Source organism: Actinosynnema pretiosum (genome assembly GCF_024171695.1).
Classification (GTDB): Bacteria; Actinomycetota; Actinomycetes; order Mycobacteriales; family Pseudonocardiaceae; genus Actinosynnema; species Actinosynnema pretiosum.
On the sequence record NZ_JAMTCF010000005.1, the window covers coordinates 196,562 to 211,775 of the forward strand.

Sequence of the window (15,214 nt, forward strand, 5' to 3'; positions counted from 1 at the left end):
CGGTCAGGCGGTCCAGTGCGGGTCGCGACCCGCCAGACCCAGCAGGCGGTGCAGGGTCGGGGCGTCGTGCGGGACGGGCACCTCCTGGCCGAACGCGCCCATCTCCCGGCCCATCGACGCGGTCCGGACCAGCTCGGCGTGCACGGCGGCGACCAGGTCGGCGTCCAGCTCGACCTCCTGGCCGGTGGCGCGGGCCAGGTCCCAGGCGTGCACGAGGTACTCGCACAGCACCATGTTGCCGATCAGCGGCGCGGGCAGCGGGTCGGGTCCGCCCATCGTGGTCATGCCCTCCCACGCCGCAGGGTCCGCCCAGGCGCTCGTGCAGCGCTCGACCTGCGCCCGGACCTCGTCGGCCCACGGGCCGTCGCCGGGGTTCACCGGGGTGGTCGCGCCCTTGGTCGCCGCGCCTTCGAGGGCGGGGCCGTAGCGCAGGACGTGCGCGCCGAGCGCTCGCACGTCGAACTCGGCGCAGGGGGTGGGGGAGTCGAGCTGGTCGGGGCGGATGCCCGCGACGACCCGCGCGAACGCGGCGTTCGCGGCGGCCAGGTGCTGTGCGGTGGACATGTCCGGGAACCCTAGGCACCGCCCCGACCGGAGTCTTGGACGAACGCGACACGCGGTTGTCTAGGGTCGGCGGCGTGACCACCGACGAACGCGGCCTCGCGGGCGCCTGGCGGCGGCACCAGCGGCACGACTACCCGGACCCCGCGCCCGACCTGGCCCCGTTCATCGCCAGGCACTGGCACGTGTCCTGGGACTACGCGACGCCCTACCACCAGCTGATCGTGCCCCTGCCGAACGTGCACCTGACCTTCGGCTCCGGGGGCGCGCGGATCTCGGGCGTCGCGCGCGGGCACTGGACCAAGGTGCTGGCCGGTCGGGGCGAGGTGCGCGGGGTGGCGTTCCGGCCGGGCGCGTTCCGGGCGTTCCTCGGGGCGTCCGTGTCGACCATCACCGGTCGGGTGCTGCCCGCCGAGGAGGTGTTCGGACCGCTGTCGCCGCCCACGTCGACCGCCGAGCTGGAGGAGCTGCTGCGGTCCCGGTCGCCGGTGCTGGACCGGGGGGCGCTGGACGCGGTGCGCGCGGTGGGGCTGATCGAGTCGTCACCGGGGCTGACCCGCGTGGACGCGGTGGCGCGCGAGCTCGGCGTGGGGGTGCGGAGCCTGCAGCGGCTGTTCGCGGAGCACGTGGGCGTCGGGCCGAAGTGGGTGGTGCGCCGCTACCGGCTGCGCGAGGCCACGGACCGGCTGGCCGAGGGCGGGCGGATCGCCTGGGCGGATCTGGCGGCCGAACTGGGCTACGCGGACCAGGGGCACCTGACCAGGGACTTCACCGAGGTCTTCGGCGAGCCGCCGACCACCTACGCCCGGCGGTACTGAGCCGGTCGCCCCGGAGCGGTCACGGGGAGCGGTGCGGTCGGGGTGGTGCTGGTGGGGGGATCGGGAGCCGTGCTGCGGGGGACTGGGGCCGTGCTGCGGTGACCGGTGCCGAGCCGTGCGGCGCGGGTCACAGGCTGCCGAAGTTCTCGGTCCAGTACGCCTTGCCGCGCGAGTTGACCGTGTACGCGACACCCAGGTCCTTGTACGCGCAGTTCAGGATGTTGGCCTTGTGCCCGGCGGAGTTCATCCACGCCCGGACCACGGCCGCCGGGGTCGACTGCCCCATCGCGATGTTCTCCGCGGTGGCCCGCCAGTAGTAGCCAGCCGCGTCCACGCGCTGCGCCGGGGCGCTGCCGTCGGCGCCGGTGTGGCTGAAGTAGTTCTTCGCGGCCATCTCGTCGTTGTGGCCCTTGGCGGCGGCGGCGAGCTTGGTGTTCGCGACCAGCGCGCCGCACCCGGCCTTCGCGCGCTCCTGGTTCGTCAGCTTCAGCACCTCGGCGGCGTACGCGGGGGCGTCCTGGGCGGCCTTCGCGACGACCGAGGAGGTGGCCGGGTTGGTGGTGCGGGGCGCGGCGTTCGCGGCGCCGGTGGCGGCCAGCAGGCCGGTGACCGTCATGCCCGCGAGGAGGGCGAGACCGGCGATGCGCTGGGCGGTGGTCTTGGCGTTCATGTCGTGTCCCCGATCCGTTCGTCCCGACTTGCTGATGGGACAAGGTTCGGGTGCGTCGAGTGCGCTTCCGGTTCCACCTCGGTTGCGGAACGGGTGTGATGCGTCAGAACCCTCGAACCGGTGCCGTCCACGCCGTTCACCGGGGGCTCTGCGGGGCTGTGAGCTGCGGAGATGTCCCCCAGTGGGGAGAGAGCGCGCAGGCGCGCGGGTGCGGGCGGGGAGGTGGGGCGGCAGGCGGGTCCCGGCGGTCGGGGTGGACCGCCGGGACCCGCCCGCTCACGCCTCCGTGCCGGTGGGGGCCCGGTCGTCGCGCATCCTCGGCAGCCCGTGCGGCAGCTCCGCCCAGGTGCGCGGCGCCCGCTCGCCGTCGTGGCCCCAGCGGGCGGTCACGGCCTCGTCCGGGACCTGGAGCGGGCGCCACGCCGCCCTGCGGGGGAGCGGGCCGCCGAACAGGCGCCGTCCCGCCACCGGCGCGGCCGACAGCATGGTCCGGCGCAGCCGCTCCACCGTGCCGTCGCGCACCGGGTCGAGCGCGATCGACGCCGCGTGCTGCTTCCCGCCACCCCAGTCCGGCCTGCGCTCCAGCAGGTCCGGGCGCGCCGACACCACCAGCAGCAGCGGCACCGGGTTCGGCGAGTCCACCAGGGACTCCACCGCGTCCTGCACGGACCGCACCGCCAGGTGCAGGTCGCGCAGCACCACCACGAGCGGCCTCTCCTGGGCCGCCGCCTCGGTGAAGCGCCGCCACGCGTCGACCGCGTCGACCGGCACCCGCTCGCCGCCCGGCTCGAACAATCGCAGCACCCGCGCGGTCAGCTGCTCGGCCTGCCTGCCGGTGCGGCACAACCGCCCGCACCGCGACGCGAGCGCCGCCCGCACCGCCTCCCGGTCGCCGGGGGCCGTCCCGCACAGCGCGGCCACGACCCGCGCCAGCACCTCGGGGCCCCGGTCGCCGGGCAGCACCCGGCTGTCCACCACGCGCGTGCCCACCGACCGGGAGAACCCGTCCAGGAACTCGTCGCCCTCGCCGAACACCGTCACCAGGTGCGGGGTGTCGCGCCGCACCACCCGGTCCAGCAGGCCCCGCACCACCGCCAGCTCGCTGTCGTGCTCCCCGGACCGCGCCGCGCGCGTCCCGTCGACCCGCCACACCCCCGGCGCGCTGCCCGGCGCCGAGGTGAACGCCTCGCCCACCAGCTCGCGCGTCCGGTCGCACACCCACACCGCGTCCTGCGCCTCCGCCGTCAGCAGCTGCTGGCACCGCTCGACGAGCGCGCCGTCCACCGACGGCCCGAACGCGCGCCCCACCCGCACCAGCGCCGACCCGGTGGCCACCGCCACCCGCACCTCCACGCCCAGCCCCGCGCCCTCGGCGAAGCAGTCGCGCAGCGCCAGCGCGGCCTGCACCGCCCGCCGCGCGTCCTGCTCGTGCGAGTCGCCGCCGCAGAACAGGACCAGTGAGGCCGAGCCGATGGAGGTGGCCACCACGCCGCCCAGCTCCCGCACCCCCGACCGGACCATCGCGGTCACCGCGGCGAGCGCGTCGTCCACCTCCGAGGAGTCCCCGTGGCACCCGCTCGGCCTGACCCGCACCAGCGCCACGCTCAGGTCCCTGCGGCGGGCGCCCGAGGGGCCGCGCCGCGCGCGCAGGCGCTCCACCGGGTGCTCGGCCACCGGGTCGCCCGCGACCGGCCGGATCGCGGTGACCGGGGCGACCTCGCGCCGCGCGGGCGGGTCCAGACCGGGGTCCTGGGTGAGGATGCAGCCCTGGAGCTTGCGCAGCGCGGGACCGGGCTCCAGCCCGAGGTCGTCGACCAGCGCCGCGCGGAGCCTGCCGTAGACGGCGAGCGCCTCGGCCTGCCTGCCGCACCGGTAGAGCGCGAGCATCAGCTGCCCGCAGGAGCGCTCGCGCAGCCGCTCGGCCTCGACCAGCGACTCCAGTTCGGACAGCACCGACTGGTGCCTGCCGCAGGCCAGCTCCAGGTCGAAGTAGTCCTCCAGCGTGTCCAGCCGGGCGTTCTCCACCGCGGCCAGCTCCGGCCAGGACAACCCGCTCTCCACCAGGTCGGCCAGCGCCGAGCCGCGCCAGGCGCCCAGCGCCTCGCGCAGCAGCCCGGCGGCCACCTCGGGGTTCGCGGCCTCGGCGCGGGCCTGCTCGGTGCGCCGGTGGAACCGGGTCAGGTCGACCTGCTCGGGGTCGACGCGCAGCACGTAGCCGGGGGCCTCGGTGGACAGCCGGGGCGCGTCGGGGCCGCTCGTGGCGGCCAGCACGGCGCGCAGGCTCCACACCGCGTTCTGCAGGATCTTCCGCGCGGAGACGGGCGGGTCCTCGCCTGGCCACAGCGCGCCCACCAGCTGGCTGATCGGGACCACCTGGTTCGCCTTCAGCAGCAGGAGTCCCAACGTCGCCCGCTGCTTGATCCCGCCCAGAGCGAGCGGGCGTCCCTCGTGGAGCACTTCCAAGGGGCCGAGTAATCGGAACTGCATGTCCTGTCATCCCCCAGTGTGATGGCGATCGGGCGGGTGCCGCTCGCGCCCGCCCGACCGTCGTGGGTCCACTCAGTACCGGCGAAGAGGGTCCTTCCACGCGCACGCCCGGCGCCGCCGAGGCGAGTGGTGACGAGGCTGCCACCAGCCGCCCACCGGGTCATTCACCTGATCAGGTGAGCAGTCCGCTATGTCCCGCTCGTCTGTTCCCCGGCCTGCGCCGGGGCCGGGACACCGGCGTGCTCCGGGGCCTTCGGGCCACCGCGCTCGCGTGCCGCCGCGAACGACACCGCCGCGACGACCAGCGTCACCGCCGCGCCGATCCAGCCGATCGCGGCCAGGCCCGAGGAGAACGCCTCGCGCGCCGACGACACCAGCGCCGCGTCGCCGTCGGCGACGGCCAGCGCGCCCGCCAACGACTCGACCGCGTCCGGCGGCGCGCCCTCGGGCAGCCCGGCGCGGTACACGGCGGTGCCCACGCTGCCCAGCACCGCCACGCCCAGCGCCAGGCCGAACTCCATCGCCGTCTCCGACATCGCCGCCGCCGACCCCGACCGGTTCGCGGGCGCCGCGCCCACCACCAGGTCCGTGCCCAGCGCCATCATCGGGCCGATGCCCGCGTAGACCACGACCAGGCCGACCACCACCAGCACCAGCCCGCCCGGCCCGTCCAGCAGGCCCAGCAGGGCGTAGCCCGCCGCGGACAGCACCAGCGCCGCCGCGACCAGCCTGCCCGGCGGCACCCGCAGCGCCAACCGGGGAGCCGCCACCGACGAGACGATCATCGCCACCGCCGACGGCAGCAGCCACAGCCCGGCGGCCAGCGGCGAGTGCCCCTCGACCATCTGCAGGTACTGGGTGGCGAACATGTACACCACGCCCACCACCGCCAACCCGGCCAGCAGCGCCAGCAGCGCCGCCCGGAACGCGGGCCTGGCGAACAGCGCCAGGTCCAGCAGCGGGTCGGGCAGCGTCCGCTGCCGCCGCGCGAACAGCGCGCCGAACACCACGCCCGCGCCGACCGAGGCCAGCGCCACCGGGCCAAGGCCCTCCGAGGCGATCACCTTCAGCCCGTAGACCACCGGCAGGATCGCCGCCAGCGACAGCGCGACGCTGGCCGGGTCCAGTCGGCCGGGCGCGGGATCGCGCGACTCCGGCAGCAGGAACGGCGCGGCCACCAGCAGCAGCACCATCACCGGCACCGCGAGCAGGAACACCGAGCCCCACCAGAAGAACTCCAGCAGCAGCCCGCCGAGCAGCGGGCCCACCGCGACGCCCGCCGAGAAGCACGCCGCCCACACGCCGATCGCCGCGCCCCGCTGGGCGGGGTCGCGGAACATGTCGCTGATCAGCGCCAGCGTGGACGGCATCAGCGTCGCGCCCGCCACGCCCAGCAGGGCTCGCGCCGCGATCAGCACGGTCGGGTCGGTGGCGTAGGCCGCGGCCACCGAGGCCGCGCCGAACGCGACCGCGCCGACCAGCAGCAGCCTGCGCCTGCCGATCCGGTCGCCGAGCGTGCCCATCGTGATCAGGAAACCGGCGATCATGAAGCCGTAGACGTCGATGATCCAGAGCGTTTCCGCCCCGCTCGGGCGCAGGTCCGCGCCCAGGTGCGGCAGCGCCAGGTACAGCACCGTGGCGTCCACCGACAGCAGCAGCGTCGGCAGCGCCAGCACCGCCAGCCCGAGCCACTCGCGGGCTCCGGCGCGTTCGGCCGTGTTCTCCATGTCCTCCCTCTTCCCCAGGCATTCCGGTTCTTCCGCGTTCCGCGCTCTCCCGCTCGCGGCAGCACCGCTCACCGCGGGTCCGCCGCCGTCCGCGCCGCCGAGGGCCCGAGGGGGCGCGCGGCCCCCTCGGGCCGATCCCGGCTACTCCGCCGCGGGCTTGCGCAGCACCTCGTACAGCGCGGTGAAGCCGTCACCGGCGTGCCCGCGCTTGATCGCCTGCTCCGCGCGCTCGCGCAGGAACTCCGGCAGCGCGGTGTCCACGCCCTGCGCGCGGCTGGCGTCCACCAGGTGCTCGATCGCCACGGCCTGCATCCCGAGCGTGGAGTCGTTGTCGGGGTAGCTGCCCGCGTCCACCTGGGCCGCGATGTTGGGCACCTCGGGGGAGACCACGTGCTGGAACCAGTCCTGCGCGTACGGCAGGAACGACTCCGCGCGGACCTTCTCCGTGCCCACCAGGGCCAGCGAGTGCATGAACCCGGTCCAGGTCGTCCACATCAGACCGAGCAGCGCCGCGTCGTAGAGCGACGGCAGGCCCGCGTCCTCGCCGAGGTACGTGCCCGCGCCCGCCACCGACGACAGCGAGGCGGCGTGGCGCTCGTACAACGCCTGCGGACCACCGTAGAAGATCAGGGTGTGCTCCGAGCCGATCATCGTGGGCACGGCCATGATCGCGCCGTCCACGTAGTCCACCCCCCGCTCGGCGGCCCAGCGCGCCGTCTCGCGGGCCTCCTCGGGGGTGCCGGAGGTCAGGTTCACGATCACGCGCCCCGAAGGCGCGTCGCCCAGCGAGTTGACGATCTCCCGCATCGCCCGGTAGTCGAGCACGCACACGACGACCAGCTCGCTCGCGGCCACCGCCTCGGCGACCGTGGCCGCCCGGACGGCCCCCTGGGACACCAGGTCGTCCGCCTTGCCGGGAGAGCGGTTCCAGACGGTGGTCCGGTGCCCCTTCTCCAGGAAGGCCTTCGCCAGCGCGGAACCCATCGACCCCAGGCCGATCACGGTCACCGGCGCGAGGTTGTCCGAAGTCATCACAAATCCCCTCGTGTCGAACGCGGTCGCGGCGGCCGGGGCGCGCGGTCCTGCCCGCCCTCCGGCCGCTCCCACTGCCGAGCAGCCTGCGCGGGCCCCCTCTCAAAACCCTCTCGGTGGCCCGACAGGTCACCGGGAGCGGGCTGAACTGCGGATTTCCGGAATTTCCTGTCGGATATGGTGCTTTCATGCGCTTCGGCATCCTGGGGGAGCTGGCGGCGTGGTCGTCCGACGACCGCGTCGTCCCCTTACCGGGCACCAAGGTCCGCACCCTCCTCGCCGCACTCCTGATCGACGCGGGCCGCCCCGTGTCGGCCGACCGCCTCGTCGACGCCCTGTGGGGCGACACCCCGCCCAACAACCCGTCGGGCGCGCTGCACACCAAGGTGTGGCAGCTGCGCCGGGCGCTGGAGGAGGGCGAGCCGGGGGCGAGCGAGCTCCTCGTCGCCCAGGTCCCCGGCTACCGCCTGGACGTCACCGACCTGGACGCCCACCGCTTCGAGCGGCTCCTGGCCAGGGCCCGCGACAGCGCCGACCCCAGGGCCAGGGCCGCCGCGCTCGGCGACGCGCTCTCCGCGTGGCGGGGACCGGCGCTGGCCGACCTCGCCGACGCCGACTTCGCCCGCGCCGCCACCGCCCGCCTGGAGGAGCTGCGGCTGACCGCGCTGGAGGACCGCGCGGACGCCATGCTCGAACTCGGCGACCACAGCCTCCTCGTCGGCGAGCTGGCCGACCTGCTGGTGCGCCACCCGCTGCGCGAGCGCCTGCACGCCGCCCACATGCGCGCCCTCTACGGCGCGGGCAGGCAGGGCGAGGCGCTGGCCGCGTTCGACGCGCTGCGCGTCCGGTTGGCCGAGGAGCTCGGCGTCGAACCGGGTGCGGAGCTGGTCGCGCTGCACGGGTCGGTCCTGCGGCGCGACCTCGCGCTCGTGCCCCGCCCGAGCCCCATCACCACCAGCGCGCGCCCGGTCACCAACCTGCCGACCCCGGTGAGCGGGCTGGTCGGCCGGGAGGCCGCGGTCGTCCAGGTCCGCGCGCTGCTCGACGCGGGCAGGCTCGTGACGCTGCACGGCGTCGGCGGCGTCGGCAAGACCCGGCTGGCCGTCGAGGTCGCCTCCCGCGTCGCCGACGACTACCCGGACGGGGTGTGGCTGGTCGAGCTCTCCACCGCCGACGCAGGCACCGACGCCGACGTGGCCGCGGGCGGCTACTCGCCGGTGGCCAACCTGGTCGCCGGGGTGCTGGGCGTGCGCGACGAGGTCGCCTCCGGCGCGCACGGCGGCAGGCAGGCCGAGCAGCTCGCGGACGCCGTGCGCACCAAGCAGTTCCTGCTGGTGCTGGACAACTGCGAGCACGTCGTCGAGCAGGCGGCCCGGTTGAGCGAGCTGCTGCTGCGCAGCGCGCCCGGCGCGCGCGTGCTGGCCACCAGCCAGGAACCGCTGGGCATCGGCGGCGAGCGGCTGTGGACGGTGCCGCCGCTGACCCTGCCCAGCCCCGGCGGTCCCGGCGGTCCCGACGACGTCGCCGGGTCGACCGCCGTGCAGCTCTTCGTGGCCCGCGCCACCGAGGCCGCCCCCGGTTTCGCGCTCGACCCGTCCACCGCCGCCGCGGTCGGCGCGATCTGCCGCAGGCTCGACGGCCTGCCGTTCGCGCTGGAGCTGGCCGCCACCAGGGTGCGCGCGCTGGGCGTGCGGGAGGTCGCGGCCCGGCTGCAGGACCGGTTCGCGCTGCTCACCGTCGGCAGCCGGGGCGCGCCCGCCCGGCACCAGACGCTGCGCGCGGCCATCGACTGGTCCTGGGAGCTGCTCGCCGAGCAGGAGCAGGTGGTGCTGCGGCGGCTGTCCGCGTTCAACGGCGGCTGCTCGCTCCAGGCCGCCGAGGAGGTGTGCGGCGGCGGGCCGGTCCGGCGCGACGAGGTGCTCGACCTGGTGGCCCGGTTGGTGGACCGCTCGCTGGTGACCACCGCCGACGTGGACGGCGCGCGCCGCTACCGCCTGCTGGAGTCGGTCTCCGCCTACAGCTCCGAGCGGCTGCGCGAGGCGGGCGAGCAGGACGAGGTGCGGCTCAGGCACGCCGCCCACCACGCGGACCTGGCCGAGTGCGCCCTGCCGCACCTGCGCGGCCCCGACCAGCGGCGCTGGCTGGACCGGCTCACCGCCGAGGCGGGCAACTTCCGCGCCGCGCTGGACACCGCCGACCTGCCCGAGGCCACCGGGCCCGCGCTGCGCGTGGTCAACGCGCTCGCCTGGTACTGGTTCCTCAGCGGCAGGCTCGGCGAGGCCAAGCACGCCTTCGCCACCACGCTGCTGCGCGCCGGTGAGGCGGAGGCCGAGGCGGGCGGCCACGCCTCCGACCGGTCGGAGGCGCTGGCCTGGCAGGCGGGCTTCTCGCTGCGCGCGGGCGACTCGACCTACCCGCTGGAGCAGTGCGATTCCCTCGCCGAGGGCATCCGCGACCCGCTGCGCCGGGCGACCACCCGCTGGTTCCTCGGGTTCGCGCGCATCGGCTTCGGCGACCAGGACAGCGCCGAGAAGCGCATCGACCGGGCGCTCGGGGAGTTCCGCGCCCTCGGCGACCGCTGGGGCACCGCCGCCGCGCTCGCCGCGCTGGCCACGCACAGCGTGCTGCGCGGCGACCTCGCCACCACCCGCCAGTGCGGCGAGGAGGGTGCCCGGCTGTTCCGCGAGCTGGGCGACGGCTGGGGGCTGCTCCAGGCCACCGACGCGCTGGCCTCGCTCGCCGAGATGTGCGGCGACTACGCGGAGACCGCCAGGCTGCACCGCGACGGGCTGCGCACCGCCGAGTCGCTGGGGCTGTGGAACGAGGTGTCGACGAAGCTGTCCGGGCTCGGCCGCACCGCGCTGCTGCGCGGGGACTACGCGCAGGCGCGCGAGCTGCACGGGCGCGCCATGCGCCTGGCCGCCGAGCAGGGCTTCACCTTCGGCGAGCAGTTCGCCGAGGTGGGACTGGGGCTCGGCGCGCGCCGCGAGGGCAGGCTCGACGCCGCGCAGGCGCACCTGCGGCGGTGGCTGGACTGGTGCCGCCAGCTCGACGGCGGCCACGGCGCGGCGCTCATCCTGGCCGAGCTGGGCTTCGTCGCCGAGCTGCGCGGCGACGCGGCGGGCGCGCTGGCCCTGCACCGGGAGGGCTTCGCCTCGGCGTGGGCGACCGGCGACCCGCGCACCATCGCGCTGGCGGTCGAGGGCGTCGCGGGCGCGCTGGCGCTGGCCGGGCGGCACGAGCGGGCCGGGCTGCTGCTCGGCGCGGCGTGCGCGGTGCGCGACGCGGCGGGCGCGCCGCTGCCCGAGGTGGAGCGCGGCGACGTCGACCGGGCGAGCGCGCGGGGCGCGGCGGCGCTCGGCGGGGCGTTCGCGGACGTGGTCGAGCGCGGGAAGGTGCTGGGCCTGGGCGAGGTGCCCGCGCTGCTGGCGGAGGACTGACCCTCGGGCGCACCGCGCCGGACGCCTCGGAGGCGGCGACCGCTCGTCGCCCGCCCCCGGTCGTCGCGCGCCTGAGGGAGGTCGCGCGACTCGTCGTGCGGCCGCGCCGAGCGCCTCCCCGGTCGGCCGGCGGGGTCGTGGAGGTGGGCGATCCGCCACCGGGTCACGTGACGGCTGCGGTGACCGACCAGTTCCGGAAATCCGCACGCGCAATCCACCGGCGCAATCCGCCCGCGCCCCCCGAAAAGCATTTCCGCCGCACCCTCCCGCGCCATTCCCCGCGCCTCGCGCTCACCCCGCGCCCGCGTTCTCCCCGGCCGTCCCGGCGCTGCGGCAACCGCCCGGTAATCGTCCGCTCATCGCCTGCTCGCAGGCTTTTCGGTGAACCCGCGATGACCGCTCGGGCATCTTCCCTGCGCTAGAAAAGGACCGGCTCGCCAGTACAGCGGCGCCGCTCCAGCACCACCACTTCTCCCACCACCCCCCGTCGATCGGAGATGAGAAAATGAGGGCTTCCCCCGGAGCGCCCGAATTCGCGGACTCCTACCTCGTCGAGGTGCTGTCCGAGTTCGGGCTGGCGCTGAAGTACGTGCGTGCCGAGGGCAACACGCTGCACTACCTGGCCGACGACGGCAGCGAGGTCGGCGTCTTCGACGCGGCCAGCGGGTTCGGCTCGCTCATGTTCGGCCACAACAACCCCGAGCTGATCGAGCACGCCAAGCGCCTGCTGGACGAGCGCACGCCCGTGCACGCCCAGTTCTCCGGCTACTCCTTCGCCATCGACCTCGCGGCCAAGCTCAACGGGATCATCCGGCGCGAGCTGGGCACCGACGACAAGTTCTACGGCCTGTTCGGCAACTCCGGCGCCGAGGCCGTGGAGATCACGATCAAGCACGCCGAGCTCGACCGGGGGATGCGCGTCGCCGAGCTCAAGGAGCGGCTCGCCGCGAACGCCGGGACCGCCCGCGCCGCCGCCGAGGCCGGGGCCCGCCTCTCGGGGGCCGCCACCGCGCTCGCCGGTGGCGGCGACTTCGCCGCGCTCGCCGCCGAGGTCGCCCGCCGCAACGCCGCCACCGAGGCCCGCCCGCCGCTGTTCCTGGCGCTGGAGGGCGGTTTCCACGGCAAGCTCGTCAGCAGCGTGCAGCTCACGTTCAACGAGGAGTTCCGCGGCCCGTTCAAGTCCCTCGCCGCCCAGGCCAGGTTCATCCCGCGCGACCGCCCCGACCTGATCGACAAGGTCGTGGAGCAGGAGCGCGCCGTGCTGCTCGACCTCGTCGAGCGCGACGGCGTCGTCGACGTCGTCGAGCGGGACTTCCCGGTGTTCGCGGCGTTCCTGGTCGAGCCGATCCTCGGCGAGGCGGGCATCCTCCCGATGACCCGCGAGCTGGCCACGGCCGTGCGCCAGGCCTGCGACCGGCACGACGTCCCGCTGGTCTCCGACGAGATCCAGTCCGGCATGGGCCGCACCGGCTCGTTCCTGGCGGGCACCCGCATCGGCCTGCGCCCCGACTACGTCATCCTCGCCAAGGCGCTCGGCGGCGGCATCGCCAAGCTCGGCGTCGTGCTCGTCAACGAGCACCGCTACCGCAAGGACTTCGAGCTGATGCACACCTCGACGTTCGGGCGCGACGGGTTCTCCAGCAGGCTGGCCATCAAGTTCCTGGAGATGCTGGAGGCCGACGACGGCCAGGCGTACCGGGGCGCGGCCGAGCGCGGCGCGAAGGCCAAGGCCGTCATGGAGGCCATCCGCGACGACTACCCGGACGTGGTCGCCGAGGTCCGGGGCGAGGGCCTCATGCTCGGCTTCGAGCTGCGCGACCAGAGCGGCTCCGCCTCCGCCGAGATCCGCGAGGCCGTCGAGCACGAGGCGTTGGCGTTCGTCATCGGCGGCCACCTGCTGCGCGCGCACCGCATCCGCATCTTCTCCACCGCCTCCAACGTGGACACGATGCGCTTCGAGCCGTCGATCCACCTCACCGACGAGGAGATCGCCAGGGTCGACGCCGGGTTCCGGGACGTGTGCGAGATCCTGCGCGCCCAGGACGCGAGCAGGTTCGCGTGACCACCGCCCCTGCCGTCCCGCTGATCGACACCGCGGGGCGCGACGTCCACGGCGAGTCCGAGCGCCTGCGCGCGCTCGGCCCCGCCGTGCGGGTCGAGCTGCCCGGCGGGGTCCTCGCCTGGTGGGTCACCGACCACGCGCTCGTCAAGCGGCTGCTCACCGACCCGCGGATCTCCCGCGACACCTACCGGCACTGGCCCGCGTGGGGCAACGGCGAGTCCGAGCTGGCCCGCACCTGGTCGCTGGCGATGTGGGTGGCCGACCACAACATGATCACCGCCTACGGCGCGGAGCACACCCGGCTGCGCAGGCTGGTGGCCAAGGCGTTCACCGCCCGCCGCACCCAGGCGATGCGACCGCGCGTCGAGGCCATCACCACCGGCCTGCTGGACGCTCTGGCGACCGTCGCGCCCGGCGAGGTGGTCGACCTGCGGGCCCGCTTCGCCCACCCGCTGCCGGTCCAGGTGATCTCCGAGCTCCTGGGCATCCCGGACCTGCTCCGGGGACCGCTGCTGCGCTCCGTGCACGAGATCATGGACACCTCCGCGTCCCCGGAGCGCGCCAAGGCCACCGAGGTCGAGCTGTACCGGCTGCTGCGCGAGCTGGTCGAGGTCAAGCGCGCCGCCCCCGGCGACGACGTCACCTCGGGGCTGATCCAGGCGCACGGGGACGACGGCGCGGGCCTGGACGAGCGCGAGCTGGTCGACACCGTGCTGCTGATGTTCACGGCGGGCCACGAGACCACCGTGAACCTGCTCGACCAGACCACCGCGCTGCTGCTCACCCACCCCGAGCGGCGCGCCGCCGTCGAGTCCGGCGCGCTGGCCTGGGAGGACGTGGTCGAGGAGTCGCTGCGCCTCGAGGCCCCGTTCGCGAACCTGCCGCTGCGCTACGCGGTCGAGGACGTCCCGGTCGGCGACCTCGTCATCGCGGCGGGCGACCCGATCGTCATCGCCTTCGGCGCGGCGGGCCGGGACCGGGCCGTGCACGGGCCCACCGCGACCGAGTTCGACCCGACCCGCCCGACCCGGCGCGACCACCTGGCCTTCGGGCACGGCGCGCACCACTGCCTCGGCGCGCCGCTGGCCCGCATGGAGGCCGCGGTCGGCCTGCCCGCCCTGTTCGCGCGCTTCCCAGGGATGCGCCTCGCCACCACCCCCGACGGGCTCCGGCCGCTGGGCTCCTTCATCTCCAACGGCCACGCCGCCCTGCCCGTCCTGCTGCGCCCGCCGACCACCCGATCCGGAGAGGAAACCCGATGAGCGACGTGCTGGACGCCGTCAGGCAGCTCGTGCCCGTGCTGCGGGAGAACGGCAAGGAGGCCGAGCAGCGGCGCTGGATCCCCGACGAGAACGTCGACCTGCTCGACAAGGCGGGCGTGTTCGCGATGGCCGTGCCGAAGCGGTTCGGCGGGCTCGACCTCCCGGTCGCCGAGCAGATCGCCGTGCTCACCGAGATCGCCAGGGGCTGCGGCTCCACCTCGTGGACGGCCGTGGCGTGGGTGTCGAGCGCCTGGATGGTGACGCTCTACCCGGACCGCGCGCAGGAGGAGCTGTTCGCGAACGGCTCGGTGCGCGTCTCCGGCGGCTTCACCCCCACCGGCCGGGCGACGCCCGTCGACGGCGGCTACACCCTGAACGGCTCGTGGCGGTTCAACACCGGATGCCGGGGCGCTGACTGGGACCTGCTGGCCGCCGCGATCGAGCTGCCCGACGGCTCCGAGGGCGAGGTGTTCGCCCTGGTGCCCATGTCGGACCTGACGATCGCCGACGACTGGCACGTGTCCGGCGCCTCGGGCACCGGGAGCTCCACCACCACCGCCACCGACGTGTTCGTCCCGGCCCACCGCGTCGTCACCGCCGAGGAGGCGCTGGTCGAGGGCGCCGAGGGCCGCACCCCCACCGCGCACGGCCGCGCCTACAGCCTCATCAGCTACGTCGTCGCCGAGTCGGTCGCCGCCTACGTCGGCATGGCCAAGGGCGCGCTGGAGGTCTTCCTGGAGCGGCTGCCCGGACGCGGCCTCGCCTACACGTCGTGGACCGACCAGCGCGAGCACCCGCTGACCCAGCACAAGGTCGCGCTCGCCGCCAACAAGATCGCCGCCGCCGAGGCGCTGTCCGCCGCCTACGTCGAGCTGCTCCAGCGCCGCGCGGACGCGGGCGAGCAGCCCACGACCGAGGAGAAGGCCGCCGTCCGGGGCCAGGCGGGCACCGCGATCCTGCTGGCCAAGGAAGCGGTGGAGCTGCTCCAGACCATCGCGGGCGCCTCCGCGCTCAGCACGTCCGCCCCGTTCCAGCGGTACCACCGCGACCTGCTGGGGCTGACCACGCACGGACTCATGTCGCCCGACATGAGCCTAGAGGTGCACGGCCGGGTCCTGGTCGGGCTCGACCCGCAGTCCGTGTTCCTCTGACCTC

The 15,214-nt window shown here is 75.2% G+C and carries 10 protein-coding genes; 5 read left to right on the forward strand and 5 right to left on the reverse strand.

Annotation, left to right across the window (positions count from 1 at the left end; translation table 11 throughout):
• Positions 1-3 precede the first annotated feature (3 nt).
• Positions 4-564: a TIGR03086 family metal-binding protein gene (locus tag LV78_RS12180; protein WP_253845156.1), complete on the reverse strand. Its 561-nt coding sequence runs from the start codon at positions 562-564 to the stop codon at positions 4-6.
• Between the two features lie 74 nt (positions 565-638).
• On the opposite strand from LV78_RS12180, the gene LV78_RS40685 reads away from it, so the two are divergent.
• Entirely contained in the window at positions 639-1,379 is a 741-nt protein-coding gene (locus LV78_RS40685; RefSeq protein WP_308208706.1) for a helix-turn-helix domain-containing protein, read from the forward strand.
• A 127-nt stretch (positions 1,380-1,506) separates the two neighbouring features.
• Here LV78_RS40685 and LV78_RS12190 read toward each other — a convergent pair whose 3' ends face one another.
• The 4 genes from LV78_RS12190 to LV78_RS12205 form a co-directional block, all read right to left on the reverse strand.
• On the reverse strand, positions 1,507-2,049 hold the full coding sequence (locus LV78_RS12190) for a CAP domain-containing protein (protein WP_253845157.1): 543 nt from the start codon (positions 2,047-2,049) through the stop codon (positions 1,507-1,509).
• 276 nt (positions 2,050-2,325) lie between these two features.
• The gene (locus tag LV78_RS12195) at positions 2,326-4,536 is read right to left on the reverse strand and encodes a BTAD domain-containing putative transcriptional regulator (protein WP_253845159.1); all 2,211 of its coding nucleotides are present in this window, start codon (positions 4,534-4,536) and stop codon (positions 2,326-2,328) included.
• Positions 4,537-4,724: 188 nt separating this feature from the next.
• The gene (locus tag LV78_RS12200; protein WP_253845160.1) at positions 4,725-6,263 is read right to left on the reverse strand and encodes an MFS transporter; all 1,539 of its coding nucleotides are present in this window, start codon (positions 6,261-6,263) and stop codon (positions 4,725-4,727) included.
• Positions 6,264-6,404: 141 nt separating this feature from the next.
• The gene (locus LV78_RS12205) at positions 6,405-7,295 is read right to left on the reverse strand and encodes an NAD(P)-dependent oxidoreductase (protein ID WP_253845162.1); all 891 of its coding nucleotides are present in this window, start codon (positions 7,293-7,295) and stop codon (positions 6,405-6,407) included.
• Between the two features lie 188 nt (positions 7,296-7,483).
• Here LV78_RS12205 and LV78_RS12210 point away from each other — a divergent pair, with 188 nt between their 5' ends.
• The 4 genes from LV78_RS12210 (at position 7,484) to LV78_RS12225 (ending at position 15,210) form a co-directional block, all read left to right on the forward strand.
• Positions 7,484-10,735, forward strand: a complete 3,252-nt coding sequence (locus LV78_RS12210; protein WP_253845164.1) for an ATP-binding protein — start codon at positions 7,484-7,486, stop codon at positions 10,733-10,735.
• Between the two features lie 505 nt (positions 10,736-11,240).
• A complete protein-coding gene (locus LV78_RS12215; RefSeq protein ID WP_253845166.1) occupies positions 11,241-12,797 on the forward strand; it encodes an aspartate aminotransferase family protein in 1,557 nt (518 codons plus the stop codon).
• Complete coding sequence (locus LV78_RS12220) at positions 12,794-14,059, forward strand: cytochrome P450 family protein (RefSeq protein ID WP_253845168.1); 1,266 nt, start codon at positions 12,794-12,796, stop codon at positions 14,057-14,059. The genes LV78_RS12215 and LV78_RS12220 overlap by 4 nt, the downstream gene beginning before the upstream one ends.
• On the forward strand, positions 14,056-15,210 hold the full coding sequence (locus tag LV78_RS12225; protein WP_253845170.1) for an acyl-CoA dehydrogenase family protein: 1,155 nt from the start codon (positions 14,056-14,058) through the stop codon (positions 15,208-15,210). The genes LV78_RS12220 and LV78_RS12225 overlap by 4 nt, the downstream gene beginning before the upstream one ends.
• Positions 15,211-15,214 lie beyond the last annotated feature (4 nt).

Excerpts from the sequence above, each read along its gene's own strand:
- LV78_RS12180 (WP_253845156.1), bottom strand. The coding sequence starts at position 564 with ATGTCCACCGCACAGCACCTGGCCGCCGCGAACGCCGCGTTCGCGCGG.
- LV78_RS12190 (WP_253845157.1), bottom strand. The coding sequence starts at position 2,049 with ATGAACGCCAAGACCACCGCCCAGCGCATCGCCGGTCTCGCCCTCCTC.
- LV78_RS12195 (WP_253845159.1), bottom strand. The coding sequence starts at position 4,536 with ATGCAGTTCCGATTACTCGGCCCCTTGGAAGTGCTCCACGAGGGACGC.
- LV78_RS12200 (WP_253845160.1), bottom strand. The coding sequence starts at position 6,263 with ATGGAGAACACGGCCGAACGCGCCGGAGCCCGCGAGTGGCTCGGGCTG.
- LV78_RS12205 (WP_253845162.1), bottom strand. The coding sequence starts at position 7,295 with ATGACTTCGGACAACCTCGCGCCGGTGACCGTGATCGGCCTGGGGTCG.
- LV78_RS12210 (WP_253845164.1), top strand. The coding sequence starts at position 7,484 with ATGCGCTTCGGCATCCTGGGGGAGCTGGCGGCGTGGTCGTCCGACGAC.
- LV78_RS12215 (WP_253845166.1), top strand. The coding sequence starts at position 11,241 with ATGAGGGCTTCCCCCGGAGCGCCCGAATTCGCGGACTCCTACCTCGTC.
- LV78_RS12225 (WP_253845170.1), top strand. The coding sequence starts at position 14,056 with ATGAGCGACGTGCTGGACGCCGTCAGGCAGCTCGTGCCCGTGCTGCGG.